The sequence below is a fragment of the Pseudomonas sp. B34(2017) genome (assembly GCF_002112915.1).
GTDB lineage: Bacteria > Pseudomonadota > Gammaproteobacteria > Pseudomonadales > Pseudomonadaceae > Aquipseudomonas > Aquipseudomonas pharyngis.
The window spans coordinates 348,716-366,457 of record NZ_NEJA01000005.1 but is presented as its reverse complement, the minus strand read 5'-3'; the positions used below and the strand labels follow the sequence as shown (position 1 = coordinate 366,457).

At 62.5% G+C, this 17,742-nt stretch carries 16 protein-coding genes and 1 pseudogene; 11 read left to right on the top strand and 6 right to left on the bottom strand.

The genetic code is table 11. From position 1 onward, the window contains the following. The first annotated feature begins 85 nt into the window (after positions 1 to 85). The 11 genes from hutI (at position 86) to CAF80_RS18165 (ending at position 13,296) form a co-directional block, all read left to right on the top strand. Complete coding sequence (gene hutI, locus CAF80_RS18215; RefSeq protein WP_074689540.1) at positions 86 to 1,291, top strand: imidazolonepropionase; 1,206 nt, start codon at positions 86 to 88, stop codon at positions 1,289 to 1,291. A gap of 10 nt (positions 1,292 to 1,301) precedes the next feature. Continuing rightward, positions 1,302 to 2,102 (top strand): N-formylglutamate deformylase, encoded by an 801-nt coding sequence (hutG, locus tag CAF80_RS18210; protein WP_039764730.1) that lies wholly within the window; start codon positions 1,302 to 1,304, stop codon positions 2,100 to 2,102. A gap of 246 nt (positions 2,103 to 2,348) precedes the next feature. Beyond that, a complete protein-coding gene (locus tag CAF80_RS18205; RefSeq protein WP_085667684.1) occupies positions 2,349 to 3,296 on the top strand; it encodes a choline ABC transporter substrate-binding protein in 948 nt (315 codons plus the stop codon). Continuing rightward, entirely contained in the window at positions 3,296 to 4,213 is a 918-nt protein-coding gene (locus CAF80_RS18200) for an alpha/beta hydrolase (protein ID WP_085667685.1), read from the top strand. The genes CAF80_RS18205 and CAF80_RS18200 overlap by 1 nt, the downstream gene beginning before the upstream one ends. Positions 4,214 to 4,317: 104 nt before the next feature. Continuing rightward, positions 4,318 to 5,289 (top strand): prolyl aminopeptidase, encoded by a 972-nt coding sequence (gene pip / locus CAF80_RS18195; protein ID WP_007952436.1) that lies wholly within the window; start codon positions 4,318 to 4,320, stop codon positions 5,287 to 5,289. After that, entirely contained in the window at positions 5,286 to 5,723 is a 438-nt protein-coding gene (gene dtd, locus CAF80_RS18190; RefSeq protein ID WP_064592873.1) for a D-aminoacyl-tRNA deacylase, read from the top strand. Before pip ends, dtd begins: the two co-directional genes overlap by 4 nt. 321 nt (positions 5,724 to 6,044) lie before the next feature. Beyond that, a complete protein-coding gene (locus CAF80_RS18185; protein WP_085667782.1) occupies positions 6,045 to 7,859 on the top strand; it encodes a glucan biosynthesis protein G in 1,815 nt (604 codons plus the stop codon). Next, a complete protein-coding gene (gene mdoH, locus CAF80_RS18180) occupies positions 7,852 to 10,422 on the top strand; it encodes a glucans biosynthesis glucosyltransferase MdoH (RefSeq protein ID WP_074689544.1) in 2,571 nt (856 codons plus the stop codon). Before CAF80_RS18185 ends, mdoH begins: the two co-directional genes overlap by 8 nt. Before the next feature lie 248 nt (positions 10,423 to 10,670). Beyond that, on the top strand, positions 10,671 to 11,468 hold the full coding sequence (locus CAF80_RS18175; RefSeq protein WP_039772466.1) for a transporter substrate-binding domain-containing protein: 798 nt from the start codon (positions 10,671 to 10,673) through the stop codon (positions 11,466 to 11,468). A gap of 141 nt (positions 11,469 to 11,609) precedes the next feature. Further along, the gene (locus CAF80_RS18170; RefSeq protein WP_007952431.1) at positions 11,610 to 12,569 is read left to right on the top strand and encodes an amino acid ABC transporter permease; all 960 of its coding nucleotides are present in this window, start codon (positions 11,610 to 11,612) and stop codon (positions 12,567 to 12,569) included. Beyond that, positions 12,562 to 13,296, top strand: a complete 735-nt coding sequence (locus CAF80_RS18165; protein ID WP_064592877.1) for an amino acid ABC transporter ATP-binding protein — start codon at positions 12,562 to 12,564, stop codon at positions 13,294 to 13,296. Before CAF80_RS18170 ends, CAF80_RS18165 begins: the two co-directional genes overlap by 8 nt. Before the next feature lie 190 nt (positions 13,297 to 13,486). On the opposite strand, the gene CAF80_RS29260 is transcribed toward CAF80_RS18165, so the two are convergent. From CAF80_RS29260 to CAF80_RS18140, 6 genes and pseudogenes are all read right to left on the bottom strand, one after another. Further along, a complete protein-coding gene (locus CAF80_RS29260) occupies positions 13,487 to 14,200 on the bottom strand; it encodes a methyl-accepting chemotaxis protein (protein WP_371857706.1) in 714 nt (237 codons plus the stop codon). 141 nt (positions 14,201 to 14,341) lie between these two features. Further along, positions 14,342 to 15,286 (bottom strand): annotated as a pseudogene (locus CAF80_RS29255) (methyl-accepting chemotaxis protein); the annotation flags it as partial. A gap of 208 nt (positions 15,287 to 15,494) precedes the next feature. Further along, positions 15,495 to 16,202, bottom strand: a complete 708-nt coding sequence (locus CAF80_RS18155) for a 16S rRNA (uracil(1498)-N(3))-methyltransferase (RefSeq protein WP_085667686.1) — start codon at positions 16,200 to 16,202, stop codon at positions 15,495 to 15,497. Then, entirely contained in the window at positions 16,199 to 16,987 is a 789-nt protein-coding gene (gene tatC / locus CAF80_RS18150; protein ID WP_007952425.1) for a twin-arginine translocase subunit TatC, read from the bottom strand. The genes CAF80_RS18155 and tatC overlap by 4 nt, the downstream gene beginning before the upstream one ends. Further along, on the bottom strand, positions 16,984 to 17,448 hold the full coding sequence (gene tatB / locus CAF80_RS18145; RefSeq protein WP_064592882.1) for a Sec-independent protein translocase protein TatB: 465 nt from the start codon (positions 17,446 to 17,448) through the stop codon (positions 16,984 to 16,986). The genes tatC and tatB overlap by 4 nt, the downstream gene beginning before the upstream one ends. Positions 17,449 to 17,458: 10 nt before the next feature. After that, the gene (locus CAF80_RS18140) at positions 17,459 to 17,737 is read right to left on the bottom strand and encodes a twin-arginine translocase TatA/TatE family subunit (protein ID WP_007952423.1); all 279 of its coding nucleotides are present in this window, start codon (positions 17,735 to 17,737) and stop codon (positions 17,459 to 17,461) included. Positions 17,738 to 17,742 lie beyond the last annotated feature (5 nt).

Below are 17,742 nucleotides of genomic sequence, written 5' to 3'. Positions count from 1 at the left end.
GGACGCTCCGCGTCCAGTGACGCGGAGCGTCACGGGCTGCATTCCCACGCAGAGCGTGGGAACGATCGCAAGACGAGGACTTGGGATGAAAACCCTCTGGCAACACTGCCACGTCGCAACCATGGCGCAAGGCGTCTACTCGATCATCGAGGATGCGGCCATCGTGACGTCCGGTGCACTCATCGAGTGGATCGGCCCGCGCAGCCAATTGCCGTCAGGCGAATACCCGGCGGTCAATGACCTGCAAGGCGCTTGGGTCACTCCCGGCCTGATCGACTGCCACACCCACACCGTGTTCGGCGGCAACCGCAGCGGCGAATTCGAGAAGCGCCTGCAAGGCGTCAGCTATGCAGAGATCGCCGCCGCCGGCGGCGGCATCGCCAGCACCGTGCGCGCCACGCGCGAAGCCTCGGAAGACGAGCTGTTCGCCAGCGCCGCCAAGCGCCTGAAAAGCCTGATGCGCGACGGCGTGACCACGGTCGAAATGAAATCCGGCTACGGCCTCGATCTGGCCAGCGAGCGCAAGATTTTGCGGGTCATCCGTCGCCTCGCCGCCGAGCTGCCGATCAGCGTGCGCAGCACCTGCCTGGCCGCCCACGCCTTGCCGCCGGAATACAAGGATCGCGCCGACGATTACATCGATCACATCTGCGCCGAGATGCTCCCTGCGCTGGCCGCCGAAGGGCTGGTCGATGCGGTGGATGCGTTCTGCGAATACCTGGCGTTCTCCCCGGAGCAGGTCGAGCGGGTGTTCATCGCCGCGCAAAAACTCGGTCTGCCGGTGAAGCTGCACGCCGAGCAATTGTCGTCGCTGCACGGTTCCAGCCTCGCTGCGCGCTACCACGCATTGTCCGCCGATCACTTGGAGTTCATGGACGAAGCCGACGCCATCGCCATGGCCGAATCCGATACCGTCGCGGTGCTGTTGCCGGGGGCGTTCTACTTCCTGCGCGAAACCCAGTTGCCACCGATGGACGCCCTGCGCAAACACAAGGTGAAAATCGCCATCGCCAGCGACCTCAACCCCGGCACCTCGCCGGCGCTGTCGTTGCGCCTGATGCTGAACATGGCCTGCACCTGTTTCCGCATGACTCCGGAAGAGGCATTGGCCGGCGCCACGATTCATGCGGCACAAGCCCTGGGCATGGCCGAGACCCACGGTTCGCTGGAAGTCGGCAAGGTCGCCGATTTTGTCGCCTGGCAGATCGACCGCCCGGCGGATCTGGCGTACTGGCTCGGTGGTGAACTGGACAAACGCGTCGTGCGTCACGGCGTTGAATCAAGTCTGTAGGAGAGCGGTTGTGGATAAGGTTCTGAACTTCAAACAAGGTCGCGTGCCGCTGCTGATCAGCATGCCCCACGCCGGCGTACGCCTGACCCCGGCGGTCGAGGCCGGGTTGATCCCGGACGCGAAAAGCCTGCCGGACACCGACTGGCACATTCCGCAGCTCTACGATTTCGCCGCCGAACTGGGCGCCAGCACTCTGGCGGCCGAGTACTCGCGGTTCGTCATCGACCTGAACCGGCCGTCCGACGACAAACCGCTGTACGCCGGCGCCACCACCGGGCTGTACCCGGCGACGCTGTTCGATGGCATTCCGTTGTTCAAGGCAGGCCAGGAGCCGTCGAAAGAAGAGCGTGCGACCTATCTGGAGCAGATCTGGACGCCGTATCACCGCACCTTGCAGGAGGAGCTGGCGCGGTTGAAGGCCGAGTTCGGTTACGCGTTGCTGTTCGATGCGCATTCGATCCGCTCGATCATCCCGCACCTGTTCGACGGCAAGCTGCCGGACTTCAACCTCGGCACTTTCAACGGCGCCAGTTGCGATCCGCAGTTGGCCACGCAACTGGAAGCGATCTGCGCCCGCCACGACGCTTACAGCCATGTGCTGAACGGGCGCTTCAAGGGCGGCCACATCACCCGTCACTACGGCAACCCGGCGGAAAACATCCACGCTGTGCAACTGGAGCTGGGCCAGTGCACCTACATGGAAGAGTTCGAACCGTTCCGCTACCGCGCCGATCTGGCGGAGCCGACACGGGTGGTGCTGAAGGAATTGCTGCAAGGGCTGCTCGCCTGGGGCAAAAACCACTACAACTGAGTCAGCTGTGATCGTTCCCACGCTCTGCGTGGGAATGCCTCAAGGGACGCTCCGCGTCCAGTGACGCGGAGCGTCACGGGCTGCATTCCCACGCGGAGCGTGGGAACGATCGGGAGAAGTCGCCACCGTGCAAATCCCGGTCGCCACAGTTCGCTTTTCCCGCTCGTCTGCTGCGTAATGTTTCGGCCACGGTGCAAGAAGACACCGATCCGAACAATAACCCGCTGCCGCACGAGACGATCCCACATGAAAAGACTGTTCACTCGTTGTGCGTTAATCCTGACCGGCAGTGCGCTGCTCAGCGCCGGCGCCATGGCTTCCGATGATGCTTCCTGCAAAACCGTGCGCATGGGCGTCGTCAACTGGACCGACGTGATCGCCACCAGCGGCATGGCCGACGTGCTGCTCAACGGCCTCGGCTACGAAAGCAAGCAGACCAGCGCCGTGCAGCAAATCATCTTCGCCGGCATCCGCGACAAGCGTCTGGATATCTTCCTCGGCTACTGGAAACCGGCGATGGACAAGAATATTGCGCCGTTCCTCGCCGCCAATCAGGTCAAGGTCATGGACAAACCCAGCCTGGCCGACGCCCAGGCGACGCTGGCGGTTCCGGATTACGTGGCGGCCGCAGGGCTGAAAACCTTCGGCGACATCGCGAAATTCAAGGATCAGCTCGGTGCCAAGATCTACGGCATCGAGCCCGGCAGCGGCGCCAACACCACGATCAAGACCATGATCGAAACCAACCATTTCGGCCTGAAGGATTTCAAGATCGTCGAATCCGGTGAGGCCGGCATGCTCGCCGCCGTGCAGCGGGCGGTGAACCGCAGGGAGTTCGTGGTGTTCGTCGGCTGGACGCCGCACCCGATGAACATCAACATGAAAATCACCTACCTGACCGGCAGTGAAGACGTCTACGGCCCCAACGAAGGCGCCGCCACCGTTTCCACCGTCACCGCGCCGGACTACGCCGAGCGCTGCCCGAACGTTCATCGACTGCTGGAAAACCTGACCTTCACCGCCGCCCAGGAAAGCCAGTTGATGGTGCCGATCATGGAGCGCAAGACGCCGCAGGAAGTGGCGAAGACCTGGCTGCGTGAACATCCCGAAGACCTGCAACGCTGGCTGGCGGGTGTCAGCAGTTTCGATGGCAAGGACGGCGTGGCCACGGTTCAGGCCAGCCTGAAAAACTGATGGGCACTTATCCACTTTCGCCGTCGATGGCAGCCTTCGTTTCCAGAACCGAAGGCTTTGCCAGCGAGGACAGCAGCCTCGGCGGATTGCGCAAATCCTATGACGCCATGTGCCGCGCCTTCACGCCCGAACGGCCGGCGGGTCTGGAGGTGGTGGATTTCCAGTTGAGCGGGGTGGCGGTGCGCTCGTATCGCCCGCCTGTCCGGCCATCGGCCAGTGGCTGGCCGTGCGTGTTGTATCTGCATGGCGGCGGTTGGGTGGTCGGCGGGCTGGATTCCCATGACTTCATCTGCTGCGAGTTGGCCATGGCGCTCGGGGCGATGGTGGTGGCGGTGGATTACCGGCTGGCGCCGGAGCACCCGTTCCCGGCCGGTTTCGAGGATTGCCTGAGCGTCTGGCGCGCGTTGCGCAGCGGACCGTTCTGGTTCGATCCCGGACGGATGCTGGTGGCGGGCGACAGTGCCGGGGGCAATCTGGCGGCGGCGCTGTGCCTGGCACTGCGCGATGCCGGCGAGCCGCTGCCGGGCGCGCAGGTCTTGATCTATCCGGGGCTGGGAGGCGATGAGCAGTTGCCGTCGCGCAGCGAATGCGCGGATGCGCCGTTGCTCGCCAGCAGCGATCTCGACTGTTATCACGCCTTGTACCTGCGCGGCACCGCCAAGCCGAACGCCTATGCGATGCCGTTGCTGGCCGGGGACTTCAGCGGTTTGCCACCGGCCTGGATCGCCGTGGCGCAGTTCGATCCGCTGCGTGACGACGGCGTGTGCTACGCCGAACGGCTGAACGCGGCGGGCGTCGACGCGGCGCTGTATTACGGCGAAGGGCTGGTTCACGGCTGCCTGCGGGCGCGAAATCAGGTCGCCGAGGTCGATCGTCTCTTTGAGAACCTGCTGGGGTTCATGGCTGACAAAATGTGACAGCGCACGGGCATGCTCATTGACGTAAATCGGGTTTATGATGCCGGACGGCAGAATAATAGAAGTCCCCTCAGGGATGACCTCGACCCCTTACGGAGCGCGCAATGCAGACTTTGTTTCCGCAGATCAAACCTCACGCACGGCACGATCTGGCCGTCGATGACACCCATACGCTGTACGTCGACGAAAGCGGTTCACCGGAAGGTTTGCCGGTGGTGTTCATCCACGGAGGTCCCGGCGCCGGGTGCGACGCCCAGAGTCGCCGCTACTTCGATCCGAACCTGTATCGCATTGTCACCTTCGACCAGCGCGGCTGCGGTCGCTCCACGCCCCACGCCAGCCTGGAAAACAACACCACCTGGGATCTGGTCGAAGACCTCGAGCGCATTCGTAAACACCTGGGCATCGACAAATGGGTGCTGTTCGGCGGTTCCTGGGGTTCGACCCTGGCGCTGGCCTACGCGCAGACCCACCCGGAGCGCGTGCACGGTCTGATCCTGCGCGGGATCTTTCTCTGCCGTCCGCAGGAAATCGAATGGTTCTACCAGGCCGGCGCCAGCCGTCTGTTCCCCGATTACTGGCAGGACTACCTCGCGCCGATCCCGCTGGACGAGCGCGACGACCTGCTCAGCGCGTTCCACAAACGCCTGACCGGCAACGACCAGATCGCCCAGATGCACGCGGCCAAGGCCTGGTCGACCTGGGAAGGGCGCACCGCGACCCTGCGTCCGAACCCGCTGGTGGTCGACCGTTTCTCCGAGCCGCAGCGTGCCTTGTCGATTGCGCGGATCGAATGCCACTACTTCACCAACAACGCGTTCCTTGAGCCGAACCAGCTGATTCGCGACATGGGCAAGATCGCCCATCTGCCGGGCGTGATCATCCACGGCCGCTACGACGTGATCTGCCCGCTCGACAACGCCTGGGAACTGCATCAGGCCTGGCCGAACAGCGAGCTGCAGGTGATCCGCGATGCCGGCCACGCTGCCTCGGAACCGGGCATCACCGATGCACTGGTGCGCGCCGCCAGCAAAATGGCCCGTCGTCTGCTCGACCTGCCGCCCGAAGAAGCATGAAGGGGCTGTTGCAGCGCGTGAAAGGCGCGCGGGTCGAAGTGGCGGGCGAGGTGGTTGGCAGTGTCGATCAGGGTTTGCTGGTGCTGGTGGCGGTAGAGCCCGACGACACGCCGGCCAGCGCCGACAAACTTCTGCATAAGCTGCTTAACTATCGAGTGTTCAGTGACGCCGAGGGCAAGATGAATCTGTCCCTGGCGGATGTGGGCGGCGGGTTGCTGCTGGTCTCTCAGTTCACCCTCGCTGCCGACACCAAAAGCGGGTTGCGCCCGAGTTTCTCGACCGCCGCCCCTCCGGCGCTGGGCGAAGAATTATTCGACTATCTATTAAGCAAAGCGAAACAGATGCATGGCACAGTGGCATCAGGTAGATTCGGCGCGGATATGCAGGTGCACCTGGTCAACGATGGCCCGGTAACCTTCCTGTTACAGACATGAAAGTGCTTGAAACAACTTTTTAAGGGCTTTTCGACTGAAAACAGGGAATTTTCGCGATAAATACTTTGTTACCCCTGATGCGTTGTCACGCGGGCTACTAGATAATCGCGCGCTACGGGGATCAGCGTTCGTTGGTCCATTTTGACTTAGGTAGAGACTTGTCCGGATCCGATTGGGGAATCATTTTGACCCAGCGGAGTCGGAACAATGCTCGCCAACTTGGCAAGGGTGTCCTGAAAGGTCGGTTTTTTTGTACCGAATCCCTCACAGGCACTTCATCTGGCCGTTGGTTTATTGATCTGTTTTCGGCGAGGGTTGCTCGTGATTGTTAGTCCCTGTAATGCAGCAAAATTGTCTGCCAAACGCTTGCGCAGCGCTCTGGTAGCGGGCTCGGCAGTACTCTGCCTGCTCAGCGCCGGCCAGCTTTGGGCATTCAATCTTGACGATGTGTCGGCCAAGGCCAAAGAGCTGGCCGGGCAGAAGTTCGAAGCCCCGCGCAGCAACCTGCCGAACGAATTCCGTGAAATGAAATTCGCGGACTATCAGAAGATTCGTTTCCGCACCGAAAAGGCCGAATGGGCCGACCAGAAGACCCCGTTCAAGCTGTCCTTCTATCACCAGGGCATGCACTTCGATACGCCGGTGAAAATCAACGAAATCACCGCTAACACGGTCGAAGAGATCAAATACGATCCAAGCCGTTTCGATTTCGGCGACCTGCAGTTCGATCCGAAGGCCACCGAACAACTGGGCTACGCCGGTTTCCGTGTGCTGTACCCGATCAACAAGGCGGACAAGCAAGACGAAATCATGACCATGCTGGGCGCGAGCTATTTCCGCGTCGTCGGCAAGGGTCACACCTACGGCCTGTCGGCCCGTGGTCTGGCAATCGATACCGCTTTGCCGTCCGGCGAAGAATTCCCGCGTTTTCGCGAGTTCTGGATTCAGCAGCCGAAGCCGGGCGACAAGCACCTGGTGATCTTCGCCCTGCTGGATTCGCCACGTGCGACCGGCGCCTACCGTCTGATCCTGCGTCCGGGCAGCGACACCATTGTCGACGTCAAGGGCCAGATGTACCTGCGTGACAAGGTCGGCAAGCTCGGCATCGCGCCGCTGACCAGCATGTTCCTGTTCGGCGCCAACCAGCCGTCGAAAGTGCTCAACTACCGTCGCGAACTGCACGACTCCAGCGGTCTGTCGATCCATGCCGGCAACGGCGAGTGGATCTGGCGCCCTCTGAACAACCCTAAACATCTGGCCGTGAGCCAGTTCAGCGTCGAGAACCCGCGTGGTTTCGGTCTGCTGCAACGTGGCCGTGATTTCAGCCACTACGAAGACCTCGACGACCGCTACGACAAGCGCCCAAGCGCCTGGATCGAGCCGAAGGGCGACTGGGGCAAGGGCACGGTTGATCTGGTCGAGATCCCGACTGCGGACGAAACCAACGACAACATCGTTGCGTTCTGGAACCCGGAAAAACTGCCGGAGCCAGGCCAGCCGCTGGACTTCGCCTACCGCATGCACTGGACCATGGACGAAGCGGCGATTCACGCGCCGGACAGCGCCTGGGTCAAGCAGACCCTGCGTTCGACCGGTGACGTCAAGCAATCGAACCTGATCCGTCAGCCGGATGGCAGCGTTGCCTACCTGGTCGACTTCGAAGGCCCGTCTCTGGCCGCTTTGGCTCCAGATGCGGACGTTCGCAGCCAGGTCAGCGTCGGCGACAACGCCGAACTGGTCGAGAACAGCGTGCGCTACAACCCGGAAACCAAGGGCTGGCGCCTGACCCTGCGGATGAAGATCAAGGACCCGAGCAAGTCCACCGAGATGCGCGCAGCTCTGGTGCAGCCAGTGGTCACCGCTGATCTGGCCAAGTCTTCGGTGCCGACGTCCAATTCGTCGGTAGCCAAGGCCGACAAGGTTGCCGCCAAGCAACAAGAGAAAGCCGACAAGGAAGCCAAGGCCGCCGAGGCCAAACAGGCCGACGCCAAGCCGGTTGCAGATGCCAAGGACAAGGCCAACAAAGACGCCAAGCAGCCAGCCGCTGCGGACGCGGCCCCAGCCACACCGGAATCGGCACCGACTGAAGAAGTCCTGACCGAGACCTGGAGCTATCAGTTGCCTGCCGATGAGTAACTCTCAAGTACAGCCAGAGACTCTGTCCGAGTACCTGGCGCATCTGCCGATGACCGACGAGCAGCGCGCGGAACTCGCGGGCTGCCAGTCCTTCAGCGAATTGCATGAACGCCTGTCGTCCAAGACCTTTGACGCACCGACCGAAGCCGCCCAGGCTTCGGTGGGCAAGCGCCTGATCCTGAGCACCGCCGAAGAGCTGCAAGACGCGGAAATGCTGGTGCTCGACGCCAGCGGCCGGGTCAGCATGAAGGCCACGCCGCCGATCCGTCGGACCAAGGTCGTGCCGGAGCCGTGGCGCACCAACATCCTGGTGCGTGGCTGGCGCCGCCTGACCGGCCGCACCAACCCGCCGCAACCGCCGAAGGACGCCAACGTGCTGCCGGCGGCGCGCTGGCGCACGGTCGGCTCGATCCGTCGCTACATTCTGCTGGTGCTGATGCTGGGGCAGACCATCGTCGCCGGCTGGTACATGAAAGGCATCATGCCGTACCAGGGCTGGTCGTTCGTCGATCTGGAAGAAGTCCTGCATCAACCGCTGCTGCAAACCGCCACGCAAGTGCTGCCGTATGCGCTGCAGACCAGCATCCTGATCATGTTCGGGATTCTGTTTTGCTGGGTATCGGCCGGTTTCTGGACCGCGCTGATGGGCTTCCTCGAATTGCTCACCGGCCACGATAAATACCGGATCTCCGGTAAAAGTGCCGGCAACGAGCCGATTCCGAAAGACGCGCGCACCGCACTGGTGATGCCGATCTGCAACGAAGACGTGCCTCGGGTGTTCGCCGGTCTGCGCGCGACCTTCGAGTCGGTCGCCGCTACCGGTGACCTGGACCGTTTCGACTTCTTCGTCCTCAGCGACAGTAACGACACCGACATCTGCGTTGCCGAGCAGCAGGCCTGGCTGGACGTCTGCCGCGAAGCCAAGGGTTTCGGCAAGATCTTCTATCGCCGCCGTCGCCGTCGCGTCAAACGCAAGAGCGGCAACCTCGACGACTTCTGCCGTCGCTGGGGCGGTGACTACAAGTACATGGTCGTGCTCGACGCCGACTCGGTGATGAGCGGCGAGTGCCTGACCAGTCTGGTGCGCCTGATGGAGGCCACGCCGGACGCCGGTATCATCCAGACCGCGCCGCGCGCTTCGGGCATGGACACGCTGTATGCGCGCATGCAGCAGTTCGCCACTCGCGTGTACGGTCCGCTGTTCACCGCCGGCCTGCACTTCTGGCAGCTGGGTGAATCCCACTACTGGGGTCACAACGCGATCATCCGCATGAAGCCGTTCATCGACCACTGCGCCCTGGCGCCGTTGCCGGGCAAAGGTGCGTTCTCCGGTGCGATTCTCTCTCACGACTTCGTTGAAGCTGCGCTGATGCGCCGCGCCGGCTGGGGCGTGTGGATTGCCTACGATCTGCCGGGCAGCTACGAAGAACTGCCGCCGAACCTGCTCGACGAACTCAAGCGTGACCGTCGCTGGTGCCACGGCAACCTGATGAACTTCCGTCTGTTCCTGGTCAAAGGCATGCACCCGGTGCACCGCGCGGTGTTCCTGACCGGCGTGATGTCTTACCTGTCGGCGCCGTTGTGGTTCTTCTTCCTCGTGCTGTCGACCGCGCTGCTGGCGGTGAACACGCTGATGGAGCCGCAGTACTTCCTCGAACCGCGTCAGCTCTATCCGCTGTGGCCACAATGGCACCCGGACAAGGCGATCGCGCTGTTCTCGACGACCATCGTGCTGCTGTTCCTGCCGAAGCTGTTGAGCATCATCCTGATCTGGGCCAAGGGCGCGAAAGAGTTCGGCGGCAAGTTCAAGGTGACCGTGTCGATGCTGCTGGAGATGCTGTTCTCCATGCTGCTGGCGCCGGTACGGATGATTTTCCACACCCGTTTCGTTCTGGCCGCGTTCCTCGGCTGGGCCGCGACCTGGAACTCGCCGCAGCGTGACGACGACTCGACGCCATGGAGCGAAGCGGTCAAGCGTCACGGTCCGCAGACCCTGCTGGGCTTCTTCTGGGCACTGCTGGTGATCTGGCTGAACCCGAGCTTCCTGTGGTGGCTGGTGCCGATCGTCGGTTCGCTGATGCTGTCGATTCCGGTGTCGGTGATTTCCAGCCGCGTCGGTCTGGGCCTCAAATCCCGTGACGAGAGCCTGTTCCTCATCCCCGAGGAATACAATCCGCCACAGGAGCTGCTGGCCACCGATCAGTACACCCACGAAAACCGCTGGCACGCACTGAATGACGGCTTCATCCGCGCGGTGGTCGATCCACAGCAGAACGCCCTGGCGTGCTCGCTGGCGACCTCGCGTCACGGTCAGGCCGAGCCGATCGAATGGCTGCGCCAGGAACGTGTGCGTCACGCGATCAAGGTCGGCCCGGCCGGGCTGAACAACCATGATCGCCTGCAACTGCTGAGCGATCCGGTGGCCCTGGCCCGTCTGCACGAGCAGGTGTGGGCCGAAGGCCACGCCGAGTGGCTGGACGCCTGGCGGGCTTCGGTGAAAGCTGATCCTCATGCACCGCTGCTGCCGCTCAAGCCTGTGAGCTTGCAGGCGCAACCGGCCTGATCAAGAAACCCCGCGAAAGCGGGGTTTTTTTTTGCCTGCCGATTACCGTCTCGGATCACTCGTTCCCACGCTCTGCGTGGGAATGCAGCCCGGGACGCTCTGCGTCCCATCCGGCACCAACCGATCAAAAAACCTTGTGCAAACGGACGAGTGCGTTAGCATCCGTCCCCGAATTGGCGCACCCGGACAATCTTGTCCATTTCTGTCGGTTTTCGCGCCGCAAACGCAATGGTTTTGGGGACTTGAAGATGAAGAAGTATCTGTCGATGCTGCTGGTCGGCGTCACGGCACTGGTTGCAGTCAATGCGGCGCAGGCCGGTGCAATCGACGACGCGGTCAAGCGTGGCTCGTTGAAGGTCGGCATGGATCCGACCTACATGCCGTTCGAAATGACCAACAAGCGCGGCGAAATCATCGGTTTCGAAGTCGACATCCTCAAAGCCATGACCAAGGCCATGGGCGTCAAGCTGGAGCTGGTCTCCACCGGCTACGACGGGATCATCCCGGCGCTGATGACCGACAAGTTCGACATGATCGGCAGCGGCATGACCCTGACCCAGGAACGCAACCTGCGCCTGAACTTCAGCGAACCGTTCATCGTGGTCGGCCAGACCCTGCTGATCCGCAAGGAACTGGAAGGCACCATCAAGTCCTATAAAGACCTGAACACCGCCGACTACCGCATCACCTCCAAGCTCGGCACCACCGGCGAGATGGTCGCCAAGAAGCTGATCTCCAAAGCCAAGTACCACGGCTACGACAACGAGCAGGAAGCCGTGCTCGACGTGGTCAACGGCAAGGCTGATGCCTTCATCTACGACGCGCCGTACAACGTGGTCGCGGTGAACAAGGTCGGCGCCGGCAAACTGGTGTTCCTCGACAAGCCGTTCACCTACGAGCCACTGGCCTTCGGTCTGAAGAAGGGTGACTACGACAGCATCAACTTCATCAACAACTTCCTGCACCAGATCCACGAAGACGGCACCTACGATCGCATCCATGACAAGTGGTTCAAGAGCACCGAGTGGCTCAAGGACATGGAATAAGGCCCGCCCGCTGATCGTTCCCACGCTTTGCGTGGGAACGCCGCCCGGGACGCTCCGCGTCCCTTCGCAAGCGTGACGCAGAGCGTCACAGGATGCATTCCCACGCAGAGCGTGGGAACGAGCGAATCAGAGAAACATTCAATGAAACAGAAAAAAGCCCAATGGCCCTGGCACGTCCTGACCGTGCTGGTGCTGGTCGGCCTGGCCGGCGCGTTGTATTACGCCACGTCGCTGATGTCCTACGAATGGCGCTGGAACCGCGTGCCGCAGTACTTCGCCTATCAGGCCGAGGAAACCCAGCGCGCGACCGACATTTCCACCGTCAGCGAACTGGTGCGCAAAGGTGGCAGCGCGCAGGTCACCCTGCGCAACGATGCCGGTGACGAGCAGCACCTGACCGTCGACGAAAACAGCCTGCAATTCGCTCAGGGCGACGATGTGGCCGAAGGCGACGTCGTGGGCGTGACGCGGCATTGGGCGGCGGGTCCGCTGCTGTGGGGCCTGTGGACCACGCTTTGGCTGTCGGTGGTGTCCGGTGTGCTGGGTCTGCTGATCGGTCTGGCCACCGGGCTGTGCCGGCTGTCGAGCAACCCGACCCTGCGCGACCTGTCGACGATCTATGTCGAACTGGTGCGCGGTACGCCGCTGCTGGTGCAGATCTTCATTTTCTATTTCTTCATCGGCACGGTGATGAACCTGTCCCGGGAGTTCGCCGGGATTGCCGCGCTGTCGCTGTTCACCGGCGCCTACGTGGCGGAAATCATTCGTTCCGGTGTGCAGTCGATTGCCCGCGGCCAGAACGAAGCGGCGCGTTCGCTGGGTCTGAGTGCCGGCCAGTCGATGCGTCATGTGGTGTTGCCGCAGGCGTTCAAACGCGTGCTGCCGCCGCTGGCCGGGCAGTTCATCAGTCTGGTCAAAGACACTTCGCTGGTGTCGGTGATCGCCATCACCGAGCTGCTGAAAAGCGGCCGGGAAGTCATCACCACGTCGTTCTCGCCGTTCGAGATCCTGTTCTGCGTCGCCGGCCTGTACCTGTTGATCAACCTGCCGCTGTCGAAAATCGCCAGCCGGCTTGAGCGGAGGCTCGCGCAAAGTGATTGAAGTCCGTGATCTGGTAAAAGTCTTCGACACCCGTGGGCAAGTGGTGCGCGCGGTGGATAACGTCAGCACGTCCGTGGCCAAAGGTGAAGTGCTGGTGGTGATCGGCCCGTCCGGCTCCGGCAAGTCGACCTTCCTGCGTTGCCTTAATGGTCTGGAAGAATTCGATTCCGGCTCGGTGAGCATCGACGGCCTGCAACTGGCCGACCCGAAAACCGACGTCAACGCCTACCGCCGCGAAGTCGGCATGGTGTTCCAGCATTTCAATCTGTTCCCGCACATGACCGTGCTGGAGAACCTGTGCCTGGCGCAGAAAGTCGTGCGCAAGCGCGGCCAGAAGGAAAGCGAAGCCAAGGCTCTGGCATTGCTGGAGAAGGTCGGCATCGCCCAGAAGGCCCGCGAATACCCGTCGCGCCTGTCCGGCGGTCAGCAGCAGCGCGTGGCGATTGCCCGGGCGCTGGCGATGGACCCCAAGGTCATGCTGTTCGACGAACCGACCTCGGCCCTCGACCCGGAAATGGTCGGCGAAGTGCTGGACGTGATGAAAAACCTGGCTGTGGAAGGCATGACCATGGTCTGCGTGACCCACGAAATGGGTTTTGCCCGGGAAGTGGCGGATCGGGTGCTGTTCTTCGATCACGGCAAACTGCTGGAAGACGCCTCGCCGGCCGAGTTCTTCGATGCGCCGAAGGATCCGCGAGCCCAGGCGTTCCTGCGGCAAGTTCTCTAAACGCAGGGCAAAAAAAACGCAGCCATTGGCTGCGTTTTTTTATCACTGATCGTTCCCACGTCGAGGCGTCGAACCGTCTGCGTGGGAATGCCGCTCAGGACGCTCTGCGTCCCTTCGCAAGCGTGACGCGGAGCGTCACAGGATGCATTCCCACGCAGAGCGTGGGAACGATCAAGCGATCAAGCATCCCTTACACCTTGAACCGGCCCACCAGCGTTTGCAGGTGAGTGCCCAGGCGCGCCAACTCGACGCTGGAGGCCGCCGTCTCTTCACTGGCCGCCGAGGTCTGGTCCGACACGTCCCGCACGTTCAGCACGCTGCGGTTGATCTCTTCAGCCACAGCGCTCTGCTGCTCGGCCGCCGCGGCGATCTGCTGGTTCATCGCCTGAATTGCCGAAACGGTGCGGGTGATGCTTTCCAGCGAACCACCGGCACGCCGGGTCAGCTCGACACTGCTGTCGGTCAGGGTGCGGCTGTTGTCCATGATCGTCGCCACTTGCTGGGTGCCGTTCTGCAGGCCGACGATCAGCTCTTCGATCTCTTCCGTGGACTTCTGAGTGCGCTGGGCCAGGCTGCGGACTTCATCGGCGACCACCGCAAAGCCACGTCCGGCTTCACCGGCACGGGCGGCTTCGATGGCGGCGTTGAGGGCCAGCAGGTTGGTTTGCTGGGCCACGGACTTGATCACGTCAAGCACGCTGCCGATCTTGTCGCTTTCGCGCTTGAGCTCGCCCATGGCCTCGGTGGAGTGGCCGACTTCGGCGGCCAGGCGTTCGATCTGGGCGATGGCTTCGCCAACCACCTTGTCGCCCTCACGGGCCTGCTGGTCGGCGGCGACCGCGGCTTCCGAAGCTTCCTCGGCGTTGCGCGCGACTTCCTGCACGGTGGCGGCCATTTCGTTCATGGCGGTCGCGACCTGGTCGGTCTCGATTTTCTGATTATTCACGCCGGCGCTGGTCTGCTCGGTCACCGCGGACAACTCTTCGGCGGCGCTGGCGATCTGGGTCACGCCGTCGCTGATCCCGCCGATCAATTCGCGCAGGCCCTGGGTCATGCTCTGCATCGAGCGTTGCAGTTGACCAAGTTCATCGCGGCGCAGGGACACCAGATTGTGGGTCAGGTCACCGGCGGCCACGCGTTCGGCGACTTTCAGGGTCTGCTCCAGCGGAATGATGATCTGCCGGGTGATCGCCCAGGCCGCGAGCAGACCGAAGGCCAGGGCCAGCAGGGTGGCGATCATCAGCATGTTTTTGGCGTGCGCGGCATCGGTGTCGCGGACGATGGTCTGAGATTCGGTGAGTTTCTTGCTGACGTCGAGCAGGATGTCGCCCTGGGCCGACATGCGAGCCAGCGCTTTGGCGTTGTTCACCTGGGAGTCGCGGAACTGGCTGACGGCGGCGCGGTAAGCCTTGAGCGATTCGGTGGCCTGCTGCAGGTTGGCGATGTGTTGCTCGGGCAGTTTGCTCGGCAGGCTTTCCAGATTGTTCAGGGCGGCGGCGATGGCATCCAGCGCCGGTTGTTCGGCTTCGGCCTTGCCGCTGTAGGTGTAGCCGCGCACCTGATAGCGCGCCTGCTGCAGCAGTTTGCTCAGCTCGATCACGCTGTTGAATTGCGCAACGCTGTCGCCTTGCAACAGGGATTTCTCGACTTCGCTGACCTTGGCCACGGCGTTATCGGCGCTGGCGCCGAGTTTGCTGCGGGCGTCTTCACGCTGCACGGTGGCCTGGGTCATGTCGCCAAAGGCGCGTTTGTACTCGGCGACCGCTGCCAGTTGCTGATCGATCATGGCCACGTCGGACGGTTGCTCGATCATGCCGCGGGCGCTTTGTAGGCCGGCGTCGAGTTTGCCGAGCAGGTCGTTGACCGCGCCGGGGCCCTGTTCGCCACGGCGTGCTTCATAGTCCAGACGCGCCAGGCGCAGGTCCTTGGTCAGCTCGTTGAGGCTGGAGATGAAGCCGAGCTTGTCGCCTCGGCTGATGATCCCGCTCATGCCGGTCCAGCCGGTGAAGGTGATCAACAGGGTCAGCAGCAGCACCAGGCCGAAACCGATTCCAAGCTTACGTTTAACGCTGACGTTTCCAAGACTCTCGGCTAACCAACGGTACATGCGACGACTCCCTCGGACCACTAATTGGACTTATGGGGAGGGTATCGGCCGCATGATGGCAATCTGTAACGCCTTTTGTCTGGCGAGGACTTCAGAACAACCGGGCGAGCAGTGCGGTGACGGCGGTTTCGACCCGCAGGATTCGCTCGCCGAGTTGCACCGGTTGCAGCCCGGCCTTGGCCAGCAGATCGATTTCGTAGGGAATCCAGCCACCCTCGGGGCCGATGGCCAGGGTTACCTGTTCGTTCAGGGCGCGGGGGCAGGGCGGGAAGTTGCCCGGATGGCCGACCAGACCGAGAGTGCCGTCGGTGATGGCCGGCAGGCGATCTTCGACGAACGGCTTGAAGCGCTTCTCGATGATGATTTCCGGCAGCACCGTGTCCCGGGCCTGTTCCAAGCCCAGGATCAACTGTTCGCGGATCGATTCCGGTTCGAGGAACGGCGTCTGCCAGAAGCTTTTCTCGACCCGGTAGCTGTTGACCAGAATCACCTTCGACACGCCCATGGTCGCCACGGTCTGGAACACCCGGCGCAGCATCTTCGGGCGGGGCAGGGCGAGTACCAGGGTCAGCGGCAGTTTGGCCGGTGGCGGTTGATCGAGGGTGACCCGCAGCTCGGCTTCGCCCGCGTCCAGGCGCAGCAGCTCGGCCGAGCCCATCAGCCCGCCAATGCGCCCGACCCGCAGGCTGTCGCCGACTTCCGAGCGGTGGACTTCCTGCATGTGGGTCAGGCGCCGGTCACGCAGCACGACGCGGTCGGCCGCAATGAAGTCGGCCTCCTCGAGCAGCAGCAGGTTCATGGCTGAGTCGCTGGCGGCTGGTCGTTGTGATCGTCGGCGGTTTCTTCCGGGCGCTCGCGTTTGCTGACCAGACTGCCGAACAGGATGCCGACTTCGAACAGCATCCACATCGGCACGGCCAGCAGGGTCTGGGAGAAGATGTCCGGCGGGGTCAGGATCATGCCGACCACGAAGCAGCCGATGATCACGTACGGACGGATCTTCTTCAGGTATTTGACGTCGACCACGCCGATCCACACCAGCAGCACCACGGCCACCGGGATTTCGAACGCCACGCCGAAAGCGAAGAACAGCGTCATGACGAAATCGAGGTAACTGGTGATGTCGGTCATCATTTCCACGCCGGCCGGGGTGGCCGAGGCGAAGAACTTGAAGATCAGCGGGAACACGAAGAAGTAGGCGAATGCCATGCCGGTGTAGAACAGCAGGATGCTGGAGATCAGCAACGGCACTGCGACACGCTTCTCGTGCTTGTACAGGCCCGGTGCGATGAAGCCCCAGATCTGATGCAGGATCACCGGAATCGCCAGGAACAGCGAGACCATCATCGTCAGCTTCAACGGCGTCAGGAACGGCGACGACACGTCGGTGGCGATCATCGTCGCGCCGGCGGGCAGGTATTCACGCAGCGGCGTCGAGACGAAGGTGTAGATCTGCTGGGTGAAGGCAAACAGACCGGCGAAGATGATGAAGATCGCCGCGACGCAACGCAGCAGGCGGGTGCGCAACTCGGTGAGGTGCGAAACCAGCGGCATGTGCTGGTCGTTTTCGGGGAGATCGCTCATGGGGCTCGCGGCGGCAGTGTTGGGTCGTGTGGGGCTGGCGTTGTTGGCGCGGCAGCTGGAGCAATGGGTTCGACAGGCTTCATGATCGGCGCAGTTTCAGCGGCTGCGGCAGAGACGTGCTCGATGCTCGCCGTCGGCGCATGAATTGTTTGTTCCACAACCGGAGGCACTGGCGTCTGATCTGCCACTGGCTGTACCGGCGTCGGCTCCTGCTGAACCGGCGTGAAAATCTTCCGCGCCTCCTGTTCCAGCGACAGGATGTGCTCGTTGTGCAGTTGCCGACGGATTTCGTCGGCACCGATTTCACGCTCAACTTCCTGTTTGATCGCGTTGAAGCTGCGCTTCAGCCGTCCGACCCAAAGGCCGGCGGTGCGTGCAGCGCCCGGCAGACGCTCGGGACCCAGCACCAGCAGGGCGACGAGGCCGACGAGCAGCAGTTCAGAGAAGCTGATACCAAACATTAGTCAGTGCTCACACGTCTTTGCGGATCGGCTCTTCGACTTTCTGCGCCTGCACGTCGATGGTGTGCGGCGGGTTGGCCTGAGCGGTGGCTTGCGGCTGAACCGGCGGCACCGGTTGCGCAGGCGTGACGGTCGGATCGGCCGGTTTTTCGTCGTCGTTCATGGCTTTACGGAAGCCCTTGATCGATTCGCCGACGTCGGTGCCAAGGTTTTTAAGTTTCTTGGTACCGAACACCAGTACCACGACCACCAGGATGACGATCCAGTGTTTCCAGTCAAAAATGCCCATGTTGC